This is a genomic window from Rhizobium sp. CB2179 (assembly GCF_057653455.1).
In genome coordinates this window covers 3055376-3075526 of sequence record NZ_CM172781.1, presented here as the reverse complement: position 1 = coordinate 3075526, position 20151 = coordinate 3055376, and the positions used below count along the sequence as shown (strand labels likewise).

Genomic DNA, 20151 nt, shown 5'->3' with positions numbered 1-20151 from the left:
GGTTCGCGATCGCCTCAGGCAGTTTGATGTCTGCGATCTATGCGGTGAAATACTGGACCTAGATTGCGGTCAAGGACACAGGCAACCAAGTACAAGCTCGGTAGCGTCCAAAAGTCGAGTACAGACCTGCTTCCGTTGCAAGGTATGTCTTGCGGAAACTATTACGTCGCACAGGTTGCTCGCTAAACGGGAATGCGCTCTAGTTCGGTTATGGCGCGAACACTGATTCTCTCGAACCAAGCTGACGACATCAGGAAGCTGGTTGAATCCTACATTCAGTCTGGAAACCTGAACTTCCTGATCGGATCAGGGGCGTCGATGCCCGCGATTCATGTTGCAGGCGATATTGAAGCGCAGATCAATGGCCTTCTCATCGGGGGCGATTCCGAAGAGGCCAATTTGGTGGCGCTCGATTTCATTGAGGAGCTGGCTGAAACCAACGTTAACCTTTTGGCAGATATCGACGACGAGCCACTCGTCGAGACGCTTGCCAACTACGTCGACTTCCTTTCTATCGTCGATGCCATCCTTTTCGAACGGAAAAACATCCTTCTGCCCCGGCAGGCGAACATTTTCACCACGAATTACGATCTTTTCATTGAAAAGGCGGCTTCCAAGCTTCCCAATGTCACGTTGAACGATGGGTTCGATCGAACATCGGCGGTGGGCAACAGGTATATCTTTTCGCCGGCAAGATACTTCGACAGGACCTACCGGTCAGGCAACCTGACCGACCGGATAGCCGAACTGCCGGTTTTGAACCTAATCAAAGTGCACGGGTCACTAAGCTGGACAAGAGACGCCGATAAGGAAATTCGTTTCGCGTCGGATGGCGTGAAGCTCTCCGGTAATGTGAGCAAGATTGATCCTGCCGCGGTGAGTGCCGCATTGGCCACGCGAACATTGATCCTTCCGAACCTCAGGAAGTTCGAATCCGCATTGATGGAACGTGTCTATTTTGACTTGCTTCGCCTTTTGTCCAACTGCATGGACAAGGATAACGCACTTCTCGTTGCGTTCGGCTTTTCGTTTGCAGACGAGCATATTCTCGACATCACCCAGCGTGCCCTTCGCAATCCGACCTCCCAGTTGCTGATCTTCGCCTATTCCGACGCGAACGTGACGGGGTTCTCGAATAGGTTCGCTCAGAATCGGAATGTCACGATTGTCGGTCCGGGCGAGGGGCCGTCGATCGACTTCAAATCCTTCAATTCCATTCTACGGGCGATCATTCCCGATGGCGGTGCACCGCAATGAGCGACGTCCGTCTCCAGAAGGAGGCTGTACTCAGGGTCGGTGAGGTCTCGGGCGTTACCGGTAGACGGATTCTCGTTACGGTCGACAAGGATAAGAATCTGTCCGAGCTATTCTACGACGGTGATCTTCTGAGGAACATCGCGGTCGGGAGCTACATCGACATCCGAAAGGGATTCGTGAGCCTGATCGGTAAGGTCGAGGGCGAGAATGCCAACCCTGATACCTCTCGACCCCAAGATGACGATCCGGTTGTTCGGGGCCGCCGGGTGCTTTCCGTGGCGCTGGTCGGGTTCATCGATCGGCGAGGTCGTTTCTATGGCGGGACCAAGGAGCTTCCGCTGGTCGGAAACGAGGCATTCCTGCTTACGCGCGAGCGCGTACTCCAGGTTCACAATCTAATCGCGGAGGACGGAATAGCTCTGCATATCGCGACCTCGGAGTATGAGGGCTATGACATTGCCCTTCCAGTTGACGGGCTGATGAACAGCCATATCGCTATTTTCGGCAACACGGGGAGCGTCAAGTCGAACACGCTGGCTACTCTCTACCAGCATTTCGTCACCGAACTGCGCGCCATAAATCATCAGAGATTCAACGACAACTGTCGGATCATATTGTTCGACTTCAATGGCGAATATGCGCACACCGACTGCATTGCCAACGACAAGACCGTATACAATCTCTCAACTCGCGTTAACGATGGCGATAAAGTGCCGCTAGGAAACGCGGGCCTGCTGGACCTGGAGATGCTTTCGATTATTTCGGATGCCACCGAGAAAACGCAGAAGCCTTTCCTGCGCCGTGTCCTATCCAGGTATGACGCCGTCATGAGTGGAAATGACCCGATCGAGCACCTCAGGAACATCGTGCGGCAGCAGATTACGCAAATACTTGGGATGTCGGACAAAGTGAGAGCGGATTTGCTATTCGACTATCTGCGGCAGGTTCTTCCTGAGCAAGATCAGAACGGGGACCCGGTCGAACTCGCGTCTGATCTCGAATGGCACAACACTACGGCCCAATACAAACGCGGCCAGGAATGGCTGCGCAACAATCTGCCGGCGATCCAAAACACCGTCGTTTACGGGCATGTCGAAAATCTCGAGTTCGAGGACGACATCATCGCTGACATCGTGACCTTCGCGTATGTCCAGCTGATCTACGACGTTCTTGCAAACCGTGCCCAGAATGAACATATCGCCCCGGTCATAAACAAGCTGCGGAGCAAGCAAAACGACATTCGAAAGGTGTTCAATCCGGCGATCCAAGGCGATGTCTTTGCGAGCAACGTGGTCGTCGTCAATTTGAACGACGTCAACCTAGAAATGAAGAAGACGATACCGCTGCTGCTGTGCCGTCGTATCTATCAGGAACACAAGACGTCGTTTCAGGGGAAAAGCCTGAACATCGTCATCGATGAAGCCCATAATATCCTATCGACGGAGTCGTCGCGGGAAACGGAAAGCTGGAAGGACTATCGCCTCGAAACGTTCGAGGAGATCATCAAGGAAGGCCGAAAATTCGGGGTCTTCGTCACGAACGACATCTCGCCGACCATCACGTCACAAGCCCACAACTACTTCATTCATCGGCTGATCAATCAGAAAGACCTGCAGTCGATTGCCAGCGCGGTGTCCTACATCGACAAACTGACCGAGGAATCTATTCCAACCCTACCGACGGGTACCTGCATTTTCAGCGGCATGGCAGGACAGATGCCCCTCAAATTGAATATTAAGGCTCTCGAACACACGTTGCAGCCAAAGAGTACAACCCTTCGGTTTGCGTCTTTGCTTTCCCAGAATTGATGCAGGGGCTCGATTTCTGGATGTCCGTTCGGGCCGTTGCCGTTCGAGTGGCCGCCGGCATTGGGCGGTAAGAGTGCCTAGCGTGGTGGGTGCGGGTTGTTGCCAACTGAAACTCATAAGGGAGGATTGATGACACGCTGGGTATGTTCCTTCTGCGGACCGACGGATGGGAAGCGGACGAAGGAACACCTCTGGCCGACGAGCCTCTATCGGCGCGTCGTAGCGTTGCTTGACGGGGGGAGCAAAAATTTTGGGTTGCCCGGCTGGATAAAGTGCTCTCAAACGAACCGATCATACGCCGAGTTGTCGACACCATTCTTCACGGCGCTTCTGCAATGGCTCTCCGACGAAGTGCCCGACGATCTGCTGCAAGGCATATCCCGCCAGGGATCGCAATGTCCGCCGCCCCTAGCGCTGTCTGGGCGACATGAAATGCCACGCCTCTCGGGTCTTGTTCGGGAAATTCGTCAATCTTGTCGTTCATCTTGAAATCCGGTTGGTAGACGTCGTTGCCTTGACGAAGGCGTTCATCATGAGACCGAGACACTACTAAACTGCGAGAGAAGCGCAATCTGGAATGGCGTGAGCACATTTTTTACAATTACGCCTTATTCGATCCGGCGAAGACGAATATGGAGCAGGAACAATGGGCGAATGGACTCCGGAAGCAGAGATTGCGGTGCAAGTATGCACTCGGTGGGCAAAATCAGTCCGACGTAAGGGCGATCAGTTCGATTCGCAACGCAGCGATTTAGACCTCGTCGCGGTCTTCGAGCCCGATGTGCCTCTCGAGGGCAGGCTTATTGAGTTGCAGAAGCTGCATGCGTACAAGGCGGCTCTCGAAACCGAAATCATCCCGCAGCTACAGCGCGTCAACTGTGTCGAGCCGGGGGTTAGCATTGTCGCGCTAACAAGATTTGAGGTAAAAGCGAACGTCCACAAGAGTGGGGCTCGCCGATTTTTCGACAAGAATTATTTTCTCAATCTCCAGACTGGTGAAGAGAGGATTGCGCTCTCCGATGAAGCCGGCACGGTCACTATTCCTGACGAAAACAGACATGCCCTCGAGTATGTTCAGAAAATCCGCAACGACTACCTAGGCATGGCCGCGAATGGAACCGGAGGTCTTCGCGATTACTCAGGTACCGACCCGATGCCTAAAGCTCTGCTCAGGTTTGCCGCTCAGGTCCGTGCCGATCCTGATCGCGGTCAATGGTATGATACTCGGCTAGGTATGGAGTTCCTTTTCAGACACTTGTTTGACCGCAGTCTGGAGAGCGATGAGTTTCGGCAGCTCTTCCACAAGGTGTCTGTGCGTCGTGGAGGTCGCGGAGCGCTCAAGCCGCTTTCGGCAGTCGACCAATTGCATCTGGCAGAGGTACTTTTTGACATATCTTCCAAGGTTGACGTGGAAGAGGTCGTTCTTTGGGAGATGGCTCTTTCTGAGTATCGGGAGGCGTCCGCAGCGGACCGAAAGGCATTGTTGCGAGCGGTAGTCGATCTACTACCGCATGCGTCGTTCACTCGTCCCGACGACTCACTGCATTTCAAAATGCGTAGCCCGGTCAGCACGTACGAAGTGGCTAGGAAACTGGATGGGCAAAGCTCATTGGCGGGGTTTCTTGGCGTCGAGCGCGTCAGATTGGCCAAGGGCGAGCTGCAAAGCGATGAGTTGACATCTCCATCGCCGATCGATCTCGTTCCACAGGTTCTTGCTGACTGGCAACCAGAGGCGACGCTCATGGGGCTGGAGCTTGAGCAATCTCTCACACAATACCTGGATCGTCCGGAGATACGCGAAAGCTTGGGGAACCCTCTCGTCGAGCCCGGGGGTCCGATTTTCGGTACCGATTTCCGCCCGGATTTCAAATTGACCTGGCGACCCGAAGACGGAAGAACCGAAACGTGCCTCGTCGAAGTCAAGCGGCACTCGAAGAGCCTTGCTGGGGTGATGTTGACGCTGGAGGAACTTTTTCTTTCCTATGAGCCAACGTTCCTCGTTGTGGTAGGCGAGCAAACCAGGCTGGACCGCCTGCGGGATGAGACACGTAATCTGAAGCGGCTGGGTACCAACGTACAGATAATCTTCGTCCCAATAGACAAGCAGACGACGAAGAAGGATAGCGGATCGAGGTGACCGATCTTGGTAGTCGAGGAAGGGCTATAGTTTTCAAAGAACTCGAAGCCCTCGCTCGAACCAGCGCATGATCGACTCCTCTCTACTAGCGAAACGAGCCGGAGCGCGCGGCGCACGACGAGGTGGATCGCGCGTCTAGTCATATTGCTTCCGTTGCCAGGTTTGCGGTCCGCTGCCCAACGAAAGTCCACGCACTTTCCTCGCTGGCACCCCGGCCAAGCCTTCAGCCGAATTCGCGACATGTCAAGTCAGCTAGCAGAATCGTGCCTTCCATGTCATCCACAGTTGAGATGTATGGAGGACCATATGGTTTCGTGGCGGTGGTTTAAGCGAAATTCCGGCAAGCTTGCCGATGCCAGATCAGCAGCGATAAATGACACGGACATCGGAGCGGATGTACCGATCCGTCAGGCATCTCAAGACCTGCTGCGGCGGGTCAGTTTTGCCGATCGTATTGCCGAAATCCTCTCGCAGCTGACACTGGAGGAGGGGCGCATATTCGCAATCCGCGGCGAATGGGGCGCGGGGAAGTCGTCCCTGAAAAATCTGATCGTCGAGAGCTTGCAAAACAGGGAAAAAGGAGCGTCGTGGCTGGAGTTCAATCCCTGGCAGTGGGGTGACGGGGACGCGATTGCCAAGGCACTGTTCAAGGAGATCGCCGACAAACTCGGCGGCGACCTTTCGTCGGCGGCCGGAAAGCGTGCGGGAATGTTCAGGCGTTACGGTGCTTTGCTGACCGGTACCGGTGCCTCGATCAAGGCTGTGGGCAACAACAGACTATTGATCTCCTCGCTCCTGGCTAATGCATCGGTTGTCGCACTTGTGGCGTCGTTCGGCTTGGACATGCCAAAGGCAACTACGGTCGCTGCGGCGTTTGCGATTTCCAGTTTCTTGGTGCCGTTGATCGGGAAAGCCATGGTTGCATGGGGAAAAGACAGATGGGCTGAGCCTCTCGACAGCATCAGGTCATCGCTGGAGGGGAGCCTGCGCGAACTTGAAAAGCCGCTGGTTGTTTTCGTGGATGATATCGATCGGCTGGAGCCCGATCAAATCAGGCTTCTTATCCGGCAGATCAAGGTCAACGCGAACCTTCCCAACATCGTTTTCGTGCTGCTTTTCCAGCCGAGTATCGTCGAGGCGGCATTGGACGAGATTGCCGATGGGCAAGGCCGGGAGTTTCTGAAGAAGATCATTCAGGCGAACTTCGATCTCCCGGCAGTGCCGCGGTCGATGGTCTCCGACGCTATGGTGAGCGATCTCAGTCGCTTGGCCAACGCTTACTCCACGAAGGAAAACGGGTTCGAGGAGGTGCGTTGGGGTAATACCCTCTTTGGTGTCATACAGCCTTTCATCGCGAACCTACGCGACGCCAAACGCTTCGTATCCTCAGTCGCCATTCATTTGCCACTCCATGTCGGCGAGCCCCTGCTTGAAGTGAACATTATCGATTTCCTCGCTCTCGAGGCGTTGAGGGTCTTCGAGCCCGATTTCCATTCATCACTTTTCGTGGAGCGTAACTTGCTGCTACAGAGCGCGCGACATGACAGCGACGGCCAAGATCAAGAACAGAAGGCACGCCTCGATAACTTGATCGCGAGGGTGAGTGAACGTAACCGACCGGCCGTTGAGGCCGCACTGACGGAACTGTTTCCAAGGGTCGCTTGGGCATTCGGTGGGATGTATTACGATGCCGGCGATTGGATGAGCCAGTGGACTTCCGATCGTCGTGTGTGTAGCTCACGGTACTTCCGTAGATATTTCGAGCTTCAGACGCCTCCGGGCGAGATGTCGGATAGCGAATACGGAAGTTTCCTTACCGTGTCGAATGACGCGATCGCGCTCGAGGCGACAATCAATGACATCGAGGAGCGCGGGTTACTTGGATCGCTCGCCTTCCGCCTTGATGACGGCGTCAATCGATTGCCCGTCGAAAGCGCCGCGACGCTAATGCCTCAGATGTTCGCGATTGGTCAAAAGCTGGTGGATCGAGGCGTCGGTCCGCTCACCTCGCCATGGGTCGCTGCCTGGCGTGCGATATCCTGGTACATAGGTCGGTTGCCATTGGCCGAGAGAGGTACGCTGACGATCGAAGCGCTCCGACAAACCGGAGCGCTTTCAGTCGGGGCGACAATCATTCACCTGAACGATCCATCGGATCAACGGGATGGTTCGAAGGTCGAACCCAAACTGGACGAGGAGACCGTGGCTGCCCTCAAGACGGAATGGCTGAGGCAGATTCGAGAACTCGCGGGTGGCGGGGACCTCGACTTGCATCCCGACCTAGGGTCACTTCTCTATAGGTGGCGTGACTACGCTGGTGGCCTTGATGGACCGCGAGCTTGGGTTCAAGAGGCGATCGCGGACGACGAGGGGTTTCTCCATGTCATCGAGAGACTGATGACGACGGGAACCAGCCACACGGTCGGGGACTTTGTTTCGTCACGAGTTGACAGCTTCGATAAGCGGTTACTCGACGACCTGATCGGGGAGGACGTCGCGCGGGATCGGCTTTCTAAGGTCGACGCATCTCGTGCTTCGGACGAGCAGAGGCGGGCAATCACAGCACTTCGAAAAACCCTGGACGGGAACGTGGATTTCTAGGCACAAACTGCTGGTTAATGGAGCGACGTCTTACGCCCTTTTAAAGGGGACGTTGCTGCCCGTTGCCCCGGAATGAGTGGATGCCCTGTGAAAACGTCTGCTTCGCCGGGCCCGTGCGAATGGTCGGAACTCGCTGCCTCCCGATTAAGAGCCGTGTGCTCGCGGGTTTGAATCCAACTCCGATGAAATGACGCCCGAAGTTTCTTGCTGTAACTCGTTGAAATTCTCTGGTTTTTTATATAATCAATGACGACAGAAGGCTCAATGAAAGTCTTTGATCTGTCGCCCGGGAAAATCCGCGAATCGGGCGAAGGCGGCGTAAACCCCGGAAATTGATGGTGGGCCCGGAGGGCTAACCACTAATCTTGAAAATCAATGAGTTGGCTCAAAGTGGGACGGGAAATTACTCCGCCCGCTTCTTATGTTTTTCGGCGCCAAAGTCCCACCGAGAGGGCAGGGCAGAACATCCAATCAGACACCTAACCACCTGCCGACCCTGTCGGCGGGCGCGCCGCCGTGCGCGTAAGGAGAGACAATGAGAGTACTATATTGCCACAAGGTACGCGATGCCAACGAGCATGAGTGCTTGGCGTCAGTCGACTTAGAACTAAACGAACATATTCGCTTGTACGGCCTCAGGCTGTTGCGCAAACCAGACGGCAACATGTTCCTCTACGCACCTCAGGCCGGCCATCGTCGAACGGCCACGTTCTCGGCGCCGATGGCCAAGAGGCTGACAGCCCTCGCTGTTGAAGCGTACGAGGCCATCAGCCATGACCGATAAGCACGCGCCGGACTCGCTCAAGTACCAATGGCGGCTTCTCGGTCTGGTGCTCCGTTCAAAGTGGGCGACGGGCCTGGATAAGGCGCTGGCCTATGAGATCATAGACAACTACCGCAAGGCATTCGGCAACAGCCGCGCGAGCCTTAGCTATTTGCAGAAGGCGTCAGGCGCCGACCGAAAAGCCGTCATAGCCTCAACGCGCCGCCTTGTCGAAAATGGTCCGTTCAGCGTCATTCGTGCGGGCGCAGGAACGCGGCCAACCGAATACAAGCTTCATTTCGAACTGGTGCAGGAAAACGCTAGTAGTGGTCTGGACACCACCACTATGGATGTCGAGCCTAGTAGTGGTGCAGAGACCACCACAGGGGGTGGTGCAGAAACCACTACTAGGTCCGCTAGTAGTGGGGCAGAGACCACTGAATCCGTCCTACCTGTTGCGGCCTACAAGGCCGGCATACAGGATAGGATGATTGATCCCGCCCCGCCTTCGGCGCCGCTTCCGGTTGGCCTGACGGCCACCGGCGCGGATGATGCGGGAGGTGGATTCGAAAAGGTGTGGAAAGCGTACTATCCGACCAGGGGTCAGGGCAGAAAGGCGGATGCGCGCGAGGCATACGGCAAGCTGAACCCGGATTACGAGCTACATCTGCAAATCTTAGAAGCTGCCCGCGAGTGGTATGGGGCATGGGCGGCACAAGACAACGAGACCGCGCCACGCAAGCACCTGAACGTGTGGTTACGGGAAGAAAGCTATGAATGTCACCCACCGGCGGCCTACAAGCCGAAGGAACGGAAGGCCAAGGCCCCCGCCGCGGATGGCAACGTGGCGGAACAGGCGAAGGCGGAGCCTGATTTTTCCTTTTATCCGGATCATCCCGCATCAGGCACCATCGAGAAAGCCGATCTGGCGTTTGACGATGAAGACGGGGCGAGGATGCTCACAGTGTGGTTTCGCACTACCGACGGCGCCGATGTCGAGTGGATGATTGTCGTGGAGAGCCCGGATGAAAAAGAGCAGGATCGCGGCCAACTGGAGCTTCAACGGTTGCTACTGGCGACGGCTCTCTCTGAGTTAAGCGATCCTGATGATCTGGTGGGGCGGAAGGTTGACCTTATGGTCACTCACCAGGGGAATTTCGTTTCGTGCTCGCCGCCATGGGTTCCCGCGCCTAAAGAGCCTCGAAATTTCCCAAGCTTCACAGACGTCGTCAACCGCACGCAGTTCGGCGGTTGGGCAACCAAGATTGGAACCGCGGTGGATGCCGAAGACACTGAAAGAGAGGCGGCATGATGGACGAGGAACAAGTCGAAGCTATCATCGAAGAGCGCTTGAAGGCGGCGCTTTTGGATCTTAAGCAGTCGCCTGTCCAGATGATGCCGATCCGCCCGTTCAAGGCTTGGGATGACGCCGACAAGGAGTGCGAGGTTGTCGGCATTGTCCATCAAGATGAAGATCTTCAGTTCATTGCCATCGTCGAGCGGGGTGGCGAATGCTTTCCGTCGATGCTGGATGTGGTGTATCGGACGCCGCCATCCAGTTGATCTTAATGAAGGCCGGCATTCGCGCCGGCCTTCACTTACATGAAAAGCTGGATCAGCATGATCGCAGCGGTAATAAATGCCGGCTCGACTTCGATCTTGAAGCCTTTGCCGCGCAGATATGTAATACGCATGTCTCACCTCGGAGAACATGCCTGGACGTCCAGGCCAGCTAAGCCCAAAGCAGATCTGCAGGTTAAACGGCTATTGCCGCAGAATATCTAGGAAAATAAGGGGCATCCGCCCCGAACGCCGCTGTCATCCGACTTGGCGGCTGGAGGATTATTCTTCCGACTGTCGCGCTGATTATTCTTAAACCAAGAGTTCAGCTCGGATCGGAGAGAGTTCCTGAAAATAGTAAATAGTCAAATCGACTGATTCGTCAAGCGGCTTGATGATAGAAACAACTGTGGATTGCGGCTATCGCTGCGGAGCCGCATAACGCCAACATTGCTATCCTTCATCGCTGATGAGGTTGAGGGATAGTGATTCGTGGCGGCCAAGAAATACCAGGTGTTTGTCTCATCGACCTTCCGGGATCTCGTCGATGAGAGACAGGACACCATAAGAAACATTCTCGATCTCAACCATATTCCGGCCGGGATGGAGTTGTTTCCAGCAGCCGATGTTGAGCAACTCGACTATATCAAAAAGGTCATCGACGAGTGCGATTACTATCTGTTGATAGTCGGAGGCCGATACGGATCATTGGACGCGGACGGCGTCAGCTTCACAGAGCGTGAATATGACTACGCCGTCACCACTGGCAAATTCGTGATAGCGTTCGTGCACGGAGAGCCAGAGGCTATCTCTGTCAAGAACAGCGATATCAAACCGGAACTCGCCACTGCTTTGAGGACGTTTCGCGACAAAGTCATGAACGGCAGGCTGGTGCGCACGTGGAAAGATCGACAAGATCTTCAACTCGTTGTCCTTAAGTCCCTCATGCACGCGTTCAGCGCTCATCCACAGATAGGCTGGATACGCGGTGACACGGCGGCCAACGAGCAGGTGCTTGAGCAGTCGAACAAGGCTCTACAGGAAAACGCGGAGCTAAGAGAGCAGCTTGCGAAATTAACAACCCAGCAACAGCCGGCTTTCGAGAACATCGCTGATCTCGATGACGTAGTACAAATCCGCTACCGAACCAGGTACAGTTCTACACGGGGCCTCTCGTATACTGATCGCACAACGACACTTAAGTGGCGTCAGATATTCGTTCCTCTCGCTGCGGAACTTACCACGTCCAAGACAGATGGCGTGATATTCAATGCTGTCAAATTGGCGATGAAAGAGGTACCAGACGAATATACACCGTACGACATGAACGAAATGGACTCCGCCAAAATCAAGGCTCAGTTCATCGCACTAGGACTAATAACGGCTTTTGCGAGCAAGACTACCAGCGGCGGGTATGCAGAGTTCCTATCGCTGACCGCCAAGGGGCGAACCGTATACATGGGAGACATCGTTGTGAGGAAGGCGACGCCGACCTAACACCCCGACGGGCGCGCCCTCAAATCGCTAGAGACCGTCGGCCTGGGTACCGGTGGCGGGGTTTCGCGATAGTGCTAACACAGGAATTCTCACGCGCGTGCGCAAGCGCGTGCACGAGAAAACATTGAATAATTTCGGTCAGATCTAAAATCTACAGATCTTTGATATACCATTGTCGGTGGAAGTCGCTGTGATCTTCCATCTGCTTGTTCATGACGCCAAGCAAGCCGCCTGTCCAAGTGCCGAAGGCGTTGCCTCCGTCAGTTTGTTTCACGTTCTCAGTTAACGTCCGGATGGTGTAAACTGGATTTTGCCACTTTCGCTCTTCGCCAAGCTTTTTGAAGTATTTGCCGTCGAGAATGAATCTGGCATCGCCGTGATAGGCCAAAAATATTTCAGAATATTCCCGGTCTTTGAACACCTCGGCGGTGTCAAAGAGGACACGATCGACATCTACCATGGCTGCCTCGGGAGACATCGACCACAGGTCCAAGACGATAGAGCGAGGGTCAACTCCATATCGATAGTAGGTGTATAGCCCGACCTTCTTATTTCTTGGATCCTGTGACTTTGAGTTCAGCGCGGGCCAGGTAACAAACGCAATGTTCGCTACTGCGGCCACGGCGAAGGCAGAAACAACCCCGGCAACTACCTTGAAAAGCTTCATAGGGCGCTGCTTCCCTTTGCGCTGATCTCGCGCAAGCAATCGTCAACATTATCGAAAATATACAGCAAGGTTATCATGCCGGAGTCACGGGACTGTCCCGCCAGCGATAATCTGATTTCCCGAACTCCAGATTTCTCGGCGCTATTCGCAATTTTCCACTCTGCCGAATACACGCGTTCGCGTTTTGTAAGCGCCATCGTCCATTCACTGTTATCGTCGTAAAGGGCCGAGTTTCCAAGTGTGTCGTAAAGCGTTGAGGATCCATAGTTCTGGGCAAGTTGTGATCGAATAGTTTCGAATTTTGCTCGAAGCGCTACCCCGTACCGATCATTCTGAATTTCGGCAGACATCGCTACTATTCGACAGACACCCGCCTGCTCACCGAGTGTAACTGCGTACATTTGGAATTCGCCGTGCGGCTTTGGTACGCTTTTGAGGAGATAAGCTCCGGTTTCCATGGGTGCCTGGATATCTAAGGCACCTTGTTTCATACCCTTGTCCAGACCAAACGGCCCTGCGAATGCTCCAGATACTGAAATCAAGAGCATCGCCACACTTAGAGTGAATTTCATCGTCCCGTCCCCATAAACCAACTTTGCAACTGTTAGGGGAATCACGGCCGAAATCAAGCGCTCCAGATGCCCACCCCGGTATCGAAATCGCCAGCGACCGCACTCGGCGCCGTACCCGCGTCCCCCGCACGTGCGCACAATTTTGGAATCTTTGATTTCTAGAAATCAAACCGTGAAGCCGCGCATGCACATGTTAGCATTTTTGTCAATATACTGAATTGACAAAAACGTATGTTTACGTCAATGTTCGAACTGGTTGCAGCCACATCGCAATGAGCCGGAAAGGCCGAATTCAACCTCCCGCCCGGGCGGGTAGCAATCGGGGAATCCCAAATGACATTCGAAAGGGCTGCGGCAATCCCGCTCGGCCAGAAGTTTTACACGTCCGCAAAAACGCTGGCGACATCGGGCGGCCACGGCCCCCGTGATAGTTCGGCTGCCAGTTTCGATTACTCCTCTCGCGGCCACAAGGTATCCCGGCCGCTCACGCCCGGCGATTGGATGACTTGCACACTTCTTAACCCGGCCTCGGTGCAACACTGGCAGAAGCCTGAGGAGCCACAGTATTGGCTGGAAGGGCACCCCTGCCGGTTTCCGGAATCAATCGTTACGGGCCGGCAATGGGGCAGGCATCTCGGTATATGGGCCTTCTATGTTTATGAGCCCGCCGTGCGGGCGGCGGGGCGGCAACATACTGTCATCCGCCCCAATGACGGGCCGACGCGCGAATGGCTAGCCGAACGCGATGCTGCTGGAACGGCAACGGAACACGGCACTGATGGAAATCGCATAGAGCGAGCTCTGGTAAAGGAGAAGTCGCCGCTCGTCGCCCCCTTGCGGCAGGTCTCTGAGCTTATGCGACCGCCAGTGACAGCGGCCAACGACAACGCGCCTGCGACCGATGAAGGTTCGACCGCCAATTCTGGTAAGGGGCATGAGCGAGTGCACAATCAAGGCTCGATCCTGCCTTCCGTCCCTATCCTCTTGAGAGCCTATCAGGCGGGCGCGGAATCGGGCGTTCGCGACCTGCATGGCGGATGGCACCGTATCGGCTACACCGACGACACCGATGATAAGAAGAAAAAATTCATTGGCCTCGCTTTCCTCGACGGCCAACTTGTAGCCTACGGCGACGACAATGGCCGGAAGCGCCGGCCAGACTACACCGCCGACCCGCTCGGCCTTGTTTTCAATAAGGAGTCGGAAACCGCCAAACACGTTGAGAGGCAGCCGGAGGAGAACCGGAGCTACATTCGCCTCGCTGGCCGCGAGCGGTATATCTCGAGCCAGCGGCCCGACGCGCCAGGCTCTATATCGCCGCCTCCAAGGACAGCGCGAGCCGTCGCCAATGACAACACCCTTGCCGCTGCTCGTGCGAATACCTCTAGCCTGCCGCCGGTCCAGAAGCTGCCAGATGGCGTTGCGAAAGATTACGGCCGGCTCGGCGGTATAGCCGAGGCCAACGGCGCTGGTGAAGGCGCCACCTCGGCGCCTATGCACGAAACCCTTTACGAACTTGAACGGGCGGAAAAACTGATTGCGGCCGGTATCCATGCCGAAGACATCGAAGTGGTCGACGACATTCTGTCGGATGCCAGTTTTAGGACAATAGGGCTGGCGCGCGGCTATGCGGAATCGTCTGCCCATAAGATGGGTCGCAAGGTGGTCGAAGAACTTTTGGCGCGGCTCTCGAAAAAAATCGCGGCGTAGTACCACTTCGGACGATTCCAAGCCCTCTTAGATATAGGCATCTCCCCGGTGCCCCACCTCAACCCGTGTCCGGATTTATCCACCGGACGCGGGTTTTCTTTTACCCCCTACAGTGCGGTTTCCGCACAAGGAGACCATATGGCTTTACCTTCGTTTACTGTCACTGCGGCATATGCCGGTTCCTCGGTCGCGCGCGACAAGTCCCAGTCACTCCTTGGGCGCATCGTCTGGCAGGAAGCGCCATCGACGGGCGTTGCATCCACAAACGTCGCGCCTGACATTAGTGACGGTCAGGGACAGGCAATCTTCCGCGCCCGCGCCACGGCCGACTCCTGGCTTTCGTATGGCAAGGTTCCCAACTCAGCCGGCTCCGTTCGCGTACCTATCCCGGCCAATACCGACGTCGACGTCTATCCGGAGCCGAACGACAGGTTCATGTGGCAGGCAGCCTAACCCAGTTGGTGTGGCGCGAGCGTCCTGCGCGCCTACCAAAGCCCGCGTCGTCGAGCACAAAGCTCCGACGCGGGCACCCCACCAAAGAGGAGACAACCATGCGCGAATCGCGCCACCTCGGGCAAATCGCCCGATTATTCCGTCGACCGATTTCTGAAGTTCGCCAAACGCTGCGTGCTCTCCGCGAGGCGGGAATGCTGCCCGGCAAGCGCGGGGGAGACCTGCGGCCGCACCACATCGCCGACGTTGTTTTCGGCTTGTGCGCCGAAGGTATTCAGGCCGCACCGCGGTGCGTCCGTGAACTGCGCCTGGCGCACCTGCAAGATGCTGCGGACCTACCGCCCACAGCCGGCGAGATGCTGCGCGCCGTGATCGAAACGCTGCCGAAGTCGCCGGTGCTCGGCGATCTCGACCTCGATGATGGGTTCCTTTCTGTGTCCGACGACAGCCTCACGCTTGAGTGTCTTTCGTTGTCCGGTAAACGCGCGGTCGTTCGTTACGGCACAGCGCACGAGACCACTTCACCCACCTATCAATTCAAACTGAACGAGATCCGCGAACTGGCGGAGATCGTGGAGGCCTTCAACTGTGAAAATCGAAAAACTGAAACATACGCCGCGGCATGACGAACTCGAAGCCAAGCGCAAGGGGATCGGCGAGCAGCTTGCGAAAACAATTGCCGATCAACTTGCCCTCGCTCGAAACGACGAGCCAGAATTCGGCACTGCAGTAGACAGTGCGGAGGCTCTGCGCGTCGCAGAGCTAATCGGACAGCCACCCGCCCAGACGCCGCCAAGCAAGCGAGATCGGCTCGCTGCCATGGCGAACGAGATCCGCGCCCTGCGGGCCGCAGGCGCCGTTCTTGACGGGCAAATTGCGGTCGAGCGCCAGCGGGCACAAAGCGCGTACAGGTCTGGAATTGCGCCGACGTATCGCAGCAAGTTGCGAGCCGTTGTTGATGCTATGCGCAATGTGCACGCCGCGGCACTCGATTTGAATGGACTGGCGAATGCGGTGGAGGAACAGGGAATATCCATTGAATCGCTCGGGTTCTTCTCGCCGTCACTGCTCGGCAGCCCGATCGACCCCCATAGCTCGATGGCACGCTTCTTTCGTGAAGCGGTTGAGATCGGCGTTATCGAGACGAAGGATACGCCGTCGGAGCTTCAATACCGATGAGAGCGCCGGCAATCTACACTGGCGGCCGACCCCGAAGCGTCGAGCGATTCATCGATCGCGCTAGGGGTGCGGCCCGGCAGCCCGCCGAGCCAAAGGCCAGGTTCTACGGTAGTGACGGCCGAGAGCTCAAGCGGCCCGGCATCCAGGGTTTCGCCTGTCTTACTGAAAAGGCTTTTGAGCACCAAGGACGCCTGGTCTACTTCGAGGCCGCGGCGTTCGTCGACACGCTACACGACGGCAGGAGTAAGTCCGTCTTGTTCGATCACGATGCTTCCCGCCAATACGGCGGCAGCTCGGCCGGCCTGGTGTTCGCCAACACAGTCCGCGGGCTGGCGTTCAGAATGCCTATTGCCAGCACGACAGATGGGCGAGCCGTCTTCGACAACGTGAAGGATGGACAACGCGCATGCGTATCCGTCGGCGTCGCCGTCGAGGACTTCAAGACGCAGAATATCGGTGGATATGACGTCGACGTGATTGCGAGGGCGACACTGAAGGAAATCTCGCTCTGTCGGCAGGGTGCCGTTCCCGAAACCTTCGCGACCATCGTCGACCTGGAAGACGAGGAGCCCGACCTATGGCTGGCTGCGCGTGCGCCGCGGTTCGCTGCGATGAAAACGGCCAGCAACGTAGATGCGCGTGTGAAACGGATCACGGAAGCCTTGGCGCGGCTGAAGGCATGACCGACAACCGAAGCCCTGAGGCCGCCGCATTCCGCGGCTGGTACAAGACCCGCCGATGGAAGAAGTTGCGCGAGCATCATCTGACGATCAGCCCGCTTTGCGAGATGTGCATCGAGTCTGAAATCGTCGAGGCGGCGACCGTCGTTCACCATCGCAAGGCGCATCGCGGTGATGCCGTGCTCTTCTGGGATCCAAACAACCTTCAAGGATTGTGCAAGAGCCACCACGATCGCGAAGGACGCCGAGAAGACAACGGAAGAAACGTCATTCGATATGACGCCTCCGGCTGGCCCATCTAGCCCCCCCCCGGGGGGGTACCTCGGATCGCTAAAATGGCTCGATCCATTGGACCGCTCGTGGCCATTTACGCGCATTTCCCCAATTGAAAATATGAGGGTCGCTAGCTCGCCGGCTGAGCGAACGGGGGAACCCAGACGTCTTTTGACGCCAAGCCGTAGCGCCCAACCAACGTGTCATATAGATCGTCGAATATCCGCATATTGTGGAGTGCGGCCGCAATATCGGAATGCATCACGGGCCGAACGGAGGCAACGTCTGGCTTGCGCCCGAAATCATAGAGAGCGGCAGCTTGAGCGTAGATTTCGGCGGCGTCCATCACATAGCGTTCAAGGTTTAGCGTTAGGATGATGTGCCCCTCTCCTCGCTCTCTTTCGCTTATGCTGCGAAGGCGGCTACGTTGGATCTGGATAGTTCCGATGAGGGTAGAAAGCGCTTGGCGGTTTTTCCCCTCTATAACCTCGATGAGGTTCAGGAATGACTGGATTGCGCCCGCCGGAAGTTCCGGTGCTGGACCAACTTTAACGGTCGCCGGCAGGGCGCCGTGCTCCGATTGTTGGATCAGTGATCTTAGTTGGCGAGCGCACGCCACCGCATAGTCGGAAATCTCACTAAGGGCTAGCGGCAAAACCGCTCTTCCTGCCGCTGCCCTATCCATACGTCTTGCTGCCTCAACGAGCTTTGCGTGCCTGATTTGCTGATGCACCGCACTGGCCGCCCACCACGCCCCCAAGAGCGCAAGCATTGCGGCAATTAATGTCTGAAAATCGCTGAGCCACCCAAACCGGCCGAGCCACGTGAATATGCTCACGAAGATCTCTTGGGCGGGCCTCGTCGTGAACGCGAGGTAGATTTCTCGCCCTACCGCAAGCAGCAACAGGGTAACAGCAAACCCAACAAAACCGGCAAGAAGCTTTTTCATCCGCTGATGAAGCCTCGCCGCAAGCTCCGCGTCTAGCGGTTGCGCCCGATATCCAAGGAAAAATCGATGACCAAAACAAACGCCCTCGCCGGCGATTCAACACCTGCGCCCGACGAAGACGAAACGAACCCGCCGCCTACAGAGGCGGATGAAGACCCCGGCATCCCCTTCGACGACGGCGCGACGTTCAGCGACGGCACAGGTTGGGCATAGCCCCGCGCCTCATCGCCATCACGATCAAATTTGCAGCCGCCTTCGAGCGGCTTTTTTATTGGAGAATTCAATGGTTCTGACCGCAAGGCAGGTCTACCGAGACTTCGTGACCGATGGCATCCCATCGTCCGGTAACCACAAGCCCACGAAAGCGGAGATCCGCAGCTGGGGAACCTACCTCGAGAGCTTCATCGCAGGATCATCTGTCGTCAACAGCCTCATAAAGACGACCCGCGCCCTTCTTCTTGCCGATGTGAATCACGAAGAAAGTACGATGGCCTGGGTCATCGCCGACCCGACGACCGCCTACAACGGCATTTACCAGAAATCAGGCGCCTCTGGTCTGGGCACGTGGGCACGTGTCGCCGATCTGCCGTATCCGTTCATTCCAGCATCGAACGTCGGCGCCGGCACACCTAACGCTCTCCAAGCCACGACTGACATTCCGATCTCTGAAACGGCGCTCGTGTGGCTGCCAATCTACGCCACCAACACGGCAACACCGGTCACAGTCGCATTCAATGGCGCTTCACCGCTCACTATCAAAACGAATCCCGGCAATGATCCCGTAGTTGGAGGCTTGCCTGCTGGCATGATCGTTCTGGGCCGCCAGCAGGGTACGGAATTTCGACTGATATCCGACCAGGCGTCGAACGCGATTGTTGCTGCCGCCGAGGCGGCCGCCGATCTCGCTGCCGACTACGCGGCGCTGGCCTTGAACGACAAGGTCTTGAACACATTCGCCGGCAACGGTTCGCAGACCGCGTTCACGCTGTCGGTAGATCCTGGGTCGAAAAACAACACGTCGGTCAACGTTAACGGCGTCATTCAGCTGAAATCATCATATTCGATTTCGGGCACCACGTTGACCTTCAGCGAGGCCCCTCCTGGCGACGGAATCGAGAATAACGTCGAGGTGACCTTCGGCGGCCGGATCAATATCAACGTCCCCGGCAGCGAGACCGTCGATGCTGACAAGATCAAGGCAACCGACATTGCAGCGATCAGGACGAAGCTTTCCGTCTACAGCAAAAGCGAGGTCGATTCGGCCGTCGCCGTGTCGTCTGGCGTTGCTGGCCGACTCTATGGGCTCGCCGGTTCGCAGAATGTCACCGACGCCAACAATGATATGGATTTCGCAACCGGCGAAGCGGCGAGCGCCGGCGCGTCTCCCGTCATCATGGTTCTTGCGTCCGCCATCACAAAGCGATCGGATGCCGGATGGGCTGTCGGAAGTGGCAACGGCGGCATGGATACGGGCACCAAGCCGACCAGCTCCTGGCTTCACTGGTATTTGATAAAGCGGCCCGACACGGGCGTCGTCGACGTCTGCTGCTCGGCAAGCGCTTCAGCGCCTACGATCGGCGGGAACATCCCGGCAGCGTACACAAAGTATCGCCGGATCCGAAGCACCAAGACCGATGGCAGCGGCAACATCATTGCGGATTCCCAGGATGGCGACGAATTCCTCTGGCAAACGGCCATCAAAGAAAATGGCGGAGCCGCTTACAGCACCGGAACGACCGCTGCGCTCGTGACGCTGGCTGGCGTTCCTTCTGGGTTCAAGGTTCGCGCCATCATGAACGCCACTTTCACGTCCGGCACGGACACGGTCGGCGCATTCGTGAGCTCGCCTGACGAGGGTGACCAGTCGCTTGGCGTCGGCAACTCGTTGTTCAATATTTCCAACATGCAGAACGCCAGCGAGAACGCCTCGGCCGGCATCGAGGTGCGGACCAATACGTCCGGCCAGGTTCGGCATAAAGCGGGCGCTGCCGGCAGTCTCTACCTAGCGACGCGCGGCTACATCGATCGCCGCGGAAGGATTTAAT

At 56.5% G+C, this 20151-nt stretch carries 18 protein-coding genes; 15 read left to right on the top strand and 3 right to left on the bottom strand.

What is annotated here, in order from left to right; translation table 11 throughout:
* The first annotated feature begins 210 nt into the window (after positions 1–210).
* From AC244Q_RS15410 to AC244Q_RS15380, 7 genes are all read left to right on the top strand, one after another.
* Complete coding sequence (locus AC244Q_RS15410; RefSeq protein ID WP_164902334.1) at positions 211–1257, top strand: SIR2 family protein; 1047 nt, start codon at positions 211–213, stop codon at positions 1255–1257.
* A complete protein-coding gene (locus tag AC244Q_RS15405) occupies positions 1254–3065 on the top strand; it encodes an ATP-binding protein (RefSeq protein ID WP_128407096.1) in 1812 nt (603 codons plus the stop codon). The genes AC244Q_RS15410 and AC244Q_RS15405 overlap by 4 nt, the downstream gene beginning before the upstream one ends.
* Before the next feature lie 646 nt (positions 3066–3711).
* Positions 3712–5202: a hypothetical protein gene (locus AC244Q_RS15400; RefSeq protein WP_128407095.1), complete on the top strand. Its 1491-nt coding sequence runs from the start codon at positions 3712–3714 to the stop codon at positions 5200–5202.
* Between the two features lie 306 nt (positions 5203–5508).
* Positions 5509–7803: a KAP family P-loop NTPase fold protein gene (locus AC244Q_RS15395; RefSeq protein WP_032992390.1), complete on the top strand. Its 2295-nt coding sequence runs from the start codon at positions 5509–5511 to the stop codon at positions 7801–7803.
* Positions 7804–8576: 773 nt separating this feature from the next.
* The gene (locus tag AC244Q_RS15390; protein ID WP_128407093.1) at positions 8577–9878 is read left to right on the top strand and encodes a hypothetical protein; all 1302 of its coding nucleotides are present in this window, start codon (positions 8577–8579) and stop codon (positions 9876–9878) included.
* Entirely contained in the window at positions 9875–10129 is a 255-nt protein-coding gene (locus tag AC244Q_RS15385; RefSeq protein WP_128407092.1) for a hypothetical protein, read from the top strand. Before AC244Q_RS15390 ends, AC244Q_RS15385 begins: the two co-directional genes overlap by 4 nt.
* A gap of 489 nt (positions 10130–10618) precedes the next feature.
* Positions 10619–11623: a DUF4062 domain-containing protein gene (locus tag AC244Q_RS15380; protein ID WP_128407091.1), complete on the top strand. Its 1005-nt coding sequence runs from the start codon at positions 10619–10621 to the stop codon at positions 11621–11623.
* 151 nt (positions 11624–11774) lie between these two features.
* Here AC244Q_RS15380 and AC244Q_RS15375 read toward each other — a convergent pair whose 3' ends face one another.
* Positions 11775–12290, bottom strand: coding sequence for a hypothetical protein (locus AC244Q_RS15375; RefSeq protein ID WP_128407090.1), 516 nt, complete (start codon positions 12288–12290; stop codon positions 11775–11777).
* Positions 12287–12862: a hypothetical protein gene (locus AC244Q_RS15370; RefSeq protein ID WP_128407089.1), complete on the bottom strand. Its 576-nt coding sequence runs from the start codon at positions 12860–12862 to the stop codon at positions 12287–12289. Before AC244Q_RS15370 ends, AC244Q_RS15375 begins: the two co-directional genes overlap by 4 nt.
* 333 nt (positions 12863–13195) lie before the next feature.
* On the opposite strand from AC244Q_RS15370, the gene AC244Q_RS15365 reads away from it, so the two are divergent.
* The 6 genes from AC244Q_RS15365 (at position 13196) to AC244Q_RS15340 (ending at position 17186) form a co-directional block, all read left to right on the top strand.
* Positions 13196–14572: a hypothetical protein gene (locus tag AC244Q_RS15365; protein WP_128407088.1), complete on the top strand. Its 1377-nt coding sequence runs from the start codon at positions 13196–13198 to the stop codon at positions 14570–14572.
* 138 nt (positions 14573–14710) lie between these two features.
* Positions 14711–15025, top strand: coding sequence for a hypothetical protein (locus AC244Q_RS15360; protein ID WP_128407087.1), 315 nt, complete (start codon positions 14711–14713; stop codon positions 15023–15025).
* A 98-nt stretch (positions 15026–15123) separates the two neighbouring features.
* Positions 15124–15651 (top strand): hypothetical protein, encoded by a 528-nt coding sequence (locus AC244Q_RS15355; protein ID WP_128407086.1) that lies wholly within the window; start codon positions 15124–15126, stop codon positions 15649–15651.
* Positions 15614–16204, top strand: a complete 591-nt coding sequence (locus AC244Q_RS15350; RefSeq protein ID WP_128407085.1) for a hypothetical protein — start codon at positions 15614–15616, stop codon at positions 16202–16204. The genes AC244Q_RS15355 and AC244Q_RS15350 overlap by 38 nt, the downstream gene beginning before the upstream one ends.
* The gene (locus tag AC244Q_RS15345; RefSeq protein ID WP_128407084.1) at positions 16201–16887 is read left to right on the top strand and encodes an HK97 family phage prohead protease; all 687 of its coding nucleotides are present in this window, start codon (positions 16201–16203) and stop codon (positions 16885–16887) included. Before AC244Q_RS15350 ends, AC244Q_RS15345 begins: the two co-directional genes overlap by 4 nt.
* Entirely contained in the window at positions 16884–17186 is a 303-nt protein-coding gene (locus AC244Q_RS15340; protein WP_128407083.1) for an HNH endonuclease signature motif containing protein, read from the top strand. Before AC244Q_RS15345 ends, AC244Q_RS15340 begins: the two co-directional genes overlap by 4 nt.
* A 101-nt stretch (positions 17187–17287) precedes the next feature.
* Here the strand turns inward: AC244Q_RS15340 and AC244Q_RS15335 are convergent, their stop codons facing one another.
* A complete protein-coding gene (locus AC244Q_RS15335; protein WP_128407082.1) occupies positions 17288–18106 on the bottom strand; it encodes a hypothetical protein in 819 nt (272 codons plus the stop codon).
* A gap of 66 nt (positions 18107–18172) precedes the next feature.
* Between AC244Q_RS15335 and AC244Q_RS15330 the strand changes: the two genes are divergently transcribed.
* Together AC244Q_RS15330 and AC244Q_RS15325 are read left to right on the top strand one after the other, a co-directional pair.
* Positions 18173–18319, top strand: a complete 147-nt coding sequence (locus AC244Q_RS15330; RefSeq protein ID WP_164902333.1) for a hypothetical protein — start codon at positions 18173–18175, stop codon at positions 18317–18319.
* A gap of 70 nt (positions 18320–18389) precedes the next feature.
* Entirely contained in the window at positions 18390–20150 is a 1761-nt protein-coding gene (locus AC244Q_RS15325; RefSeq protein ID WP_128407081.1) for a hypothetical protein, read from the top strand.
* The last annotated feature ends 1 nt before the right edge of the window (position 20151 follow it).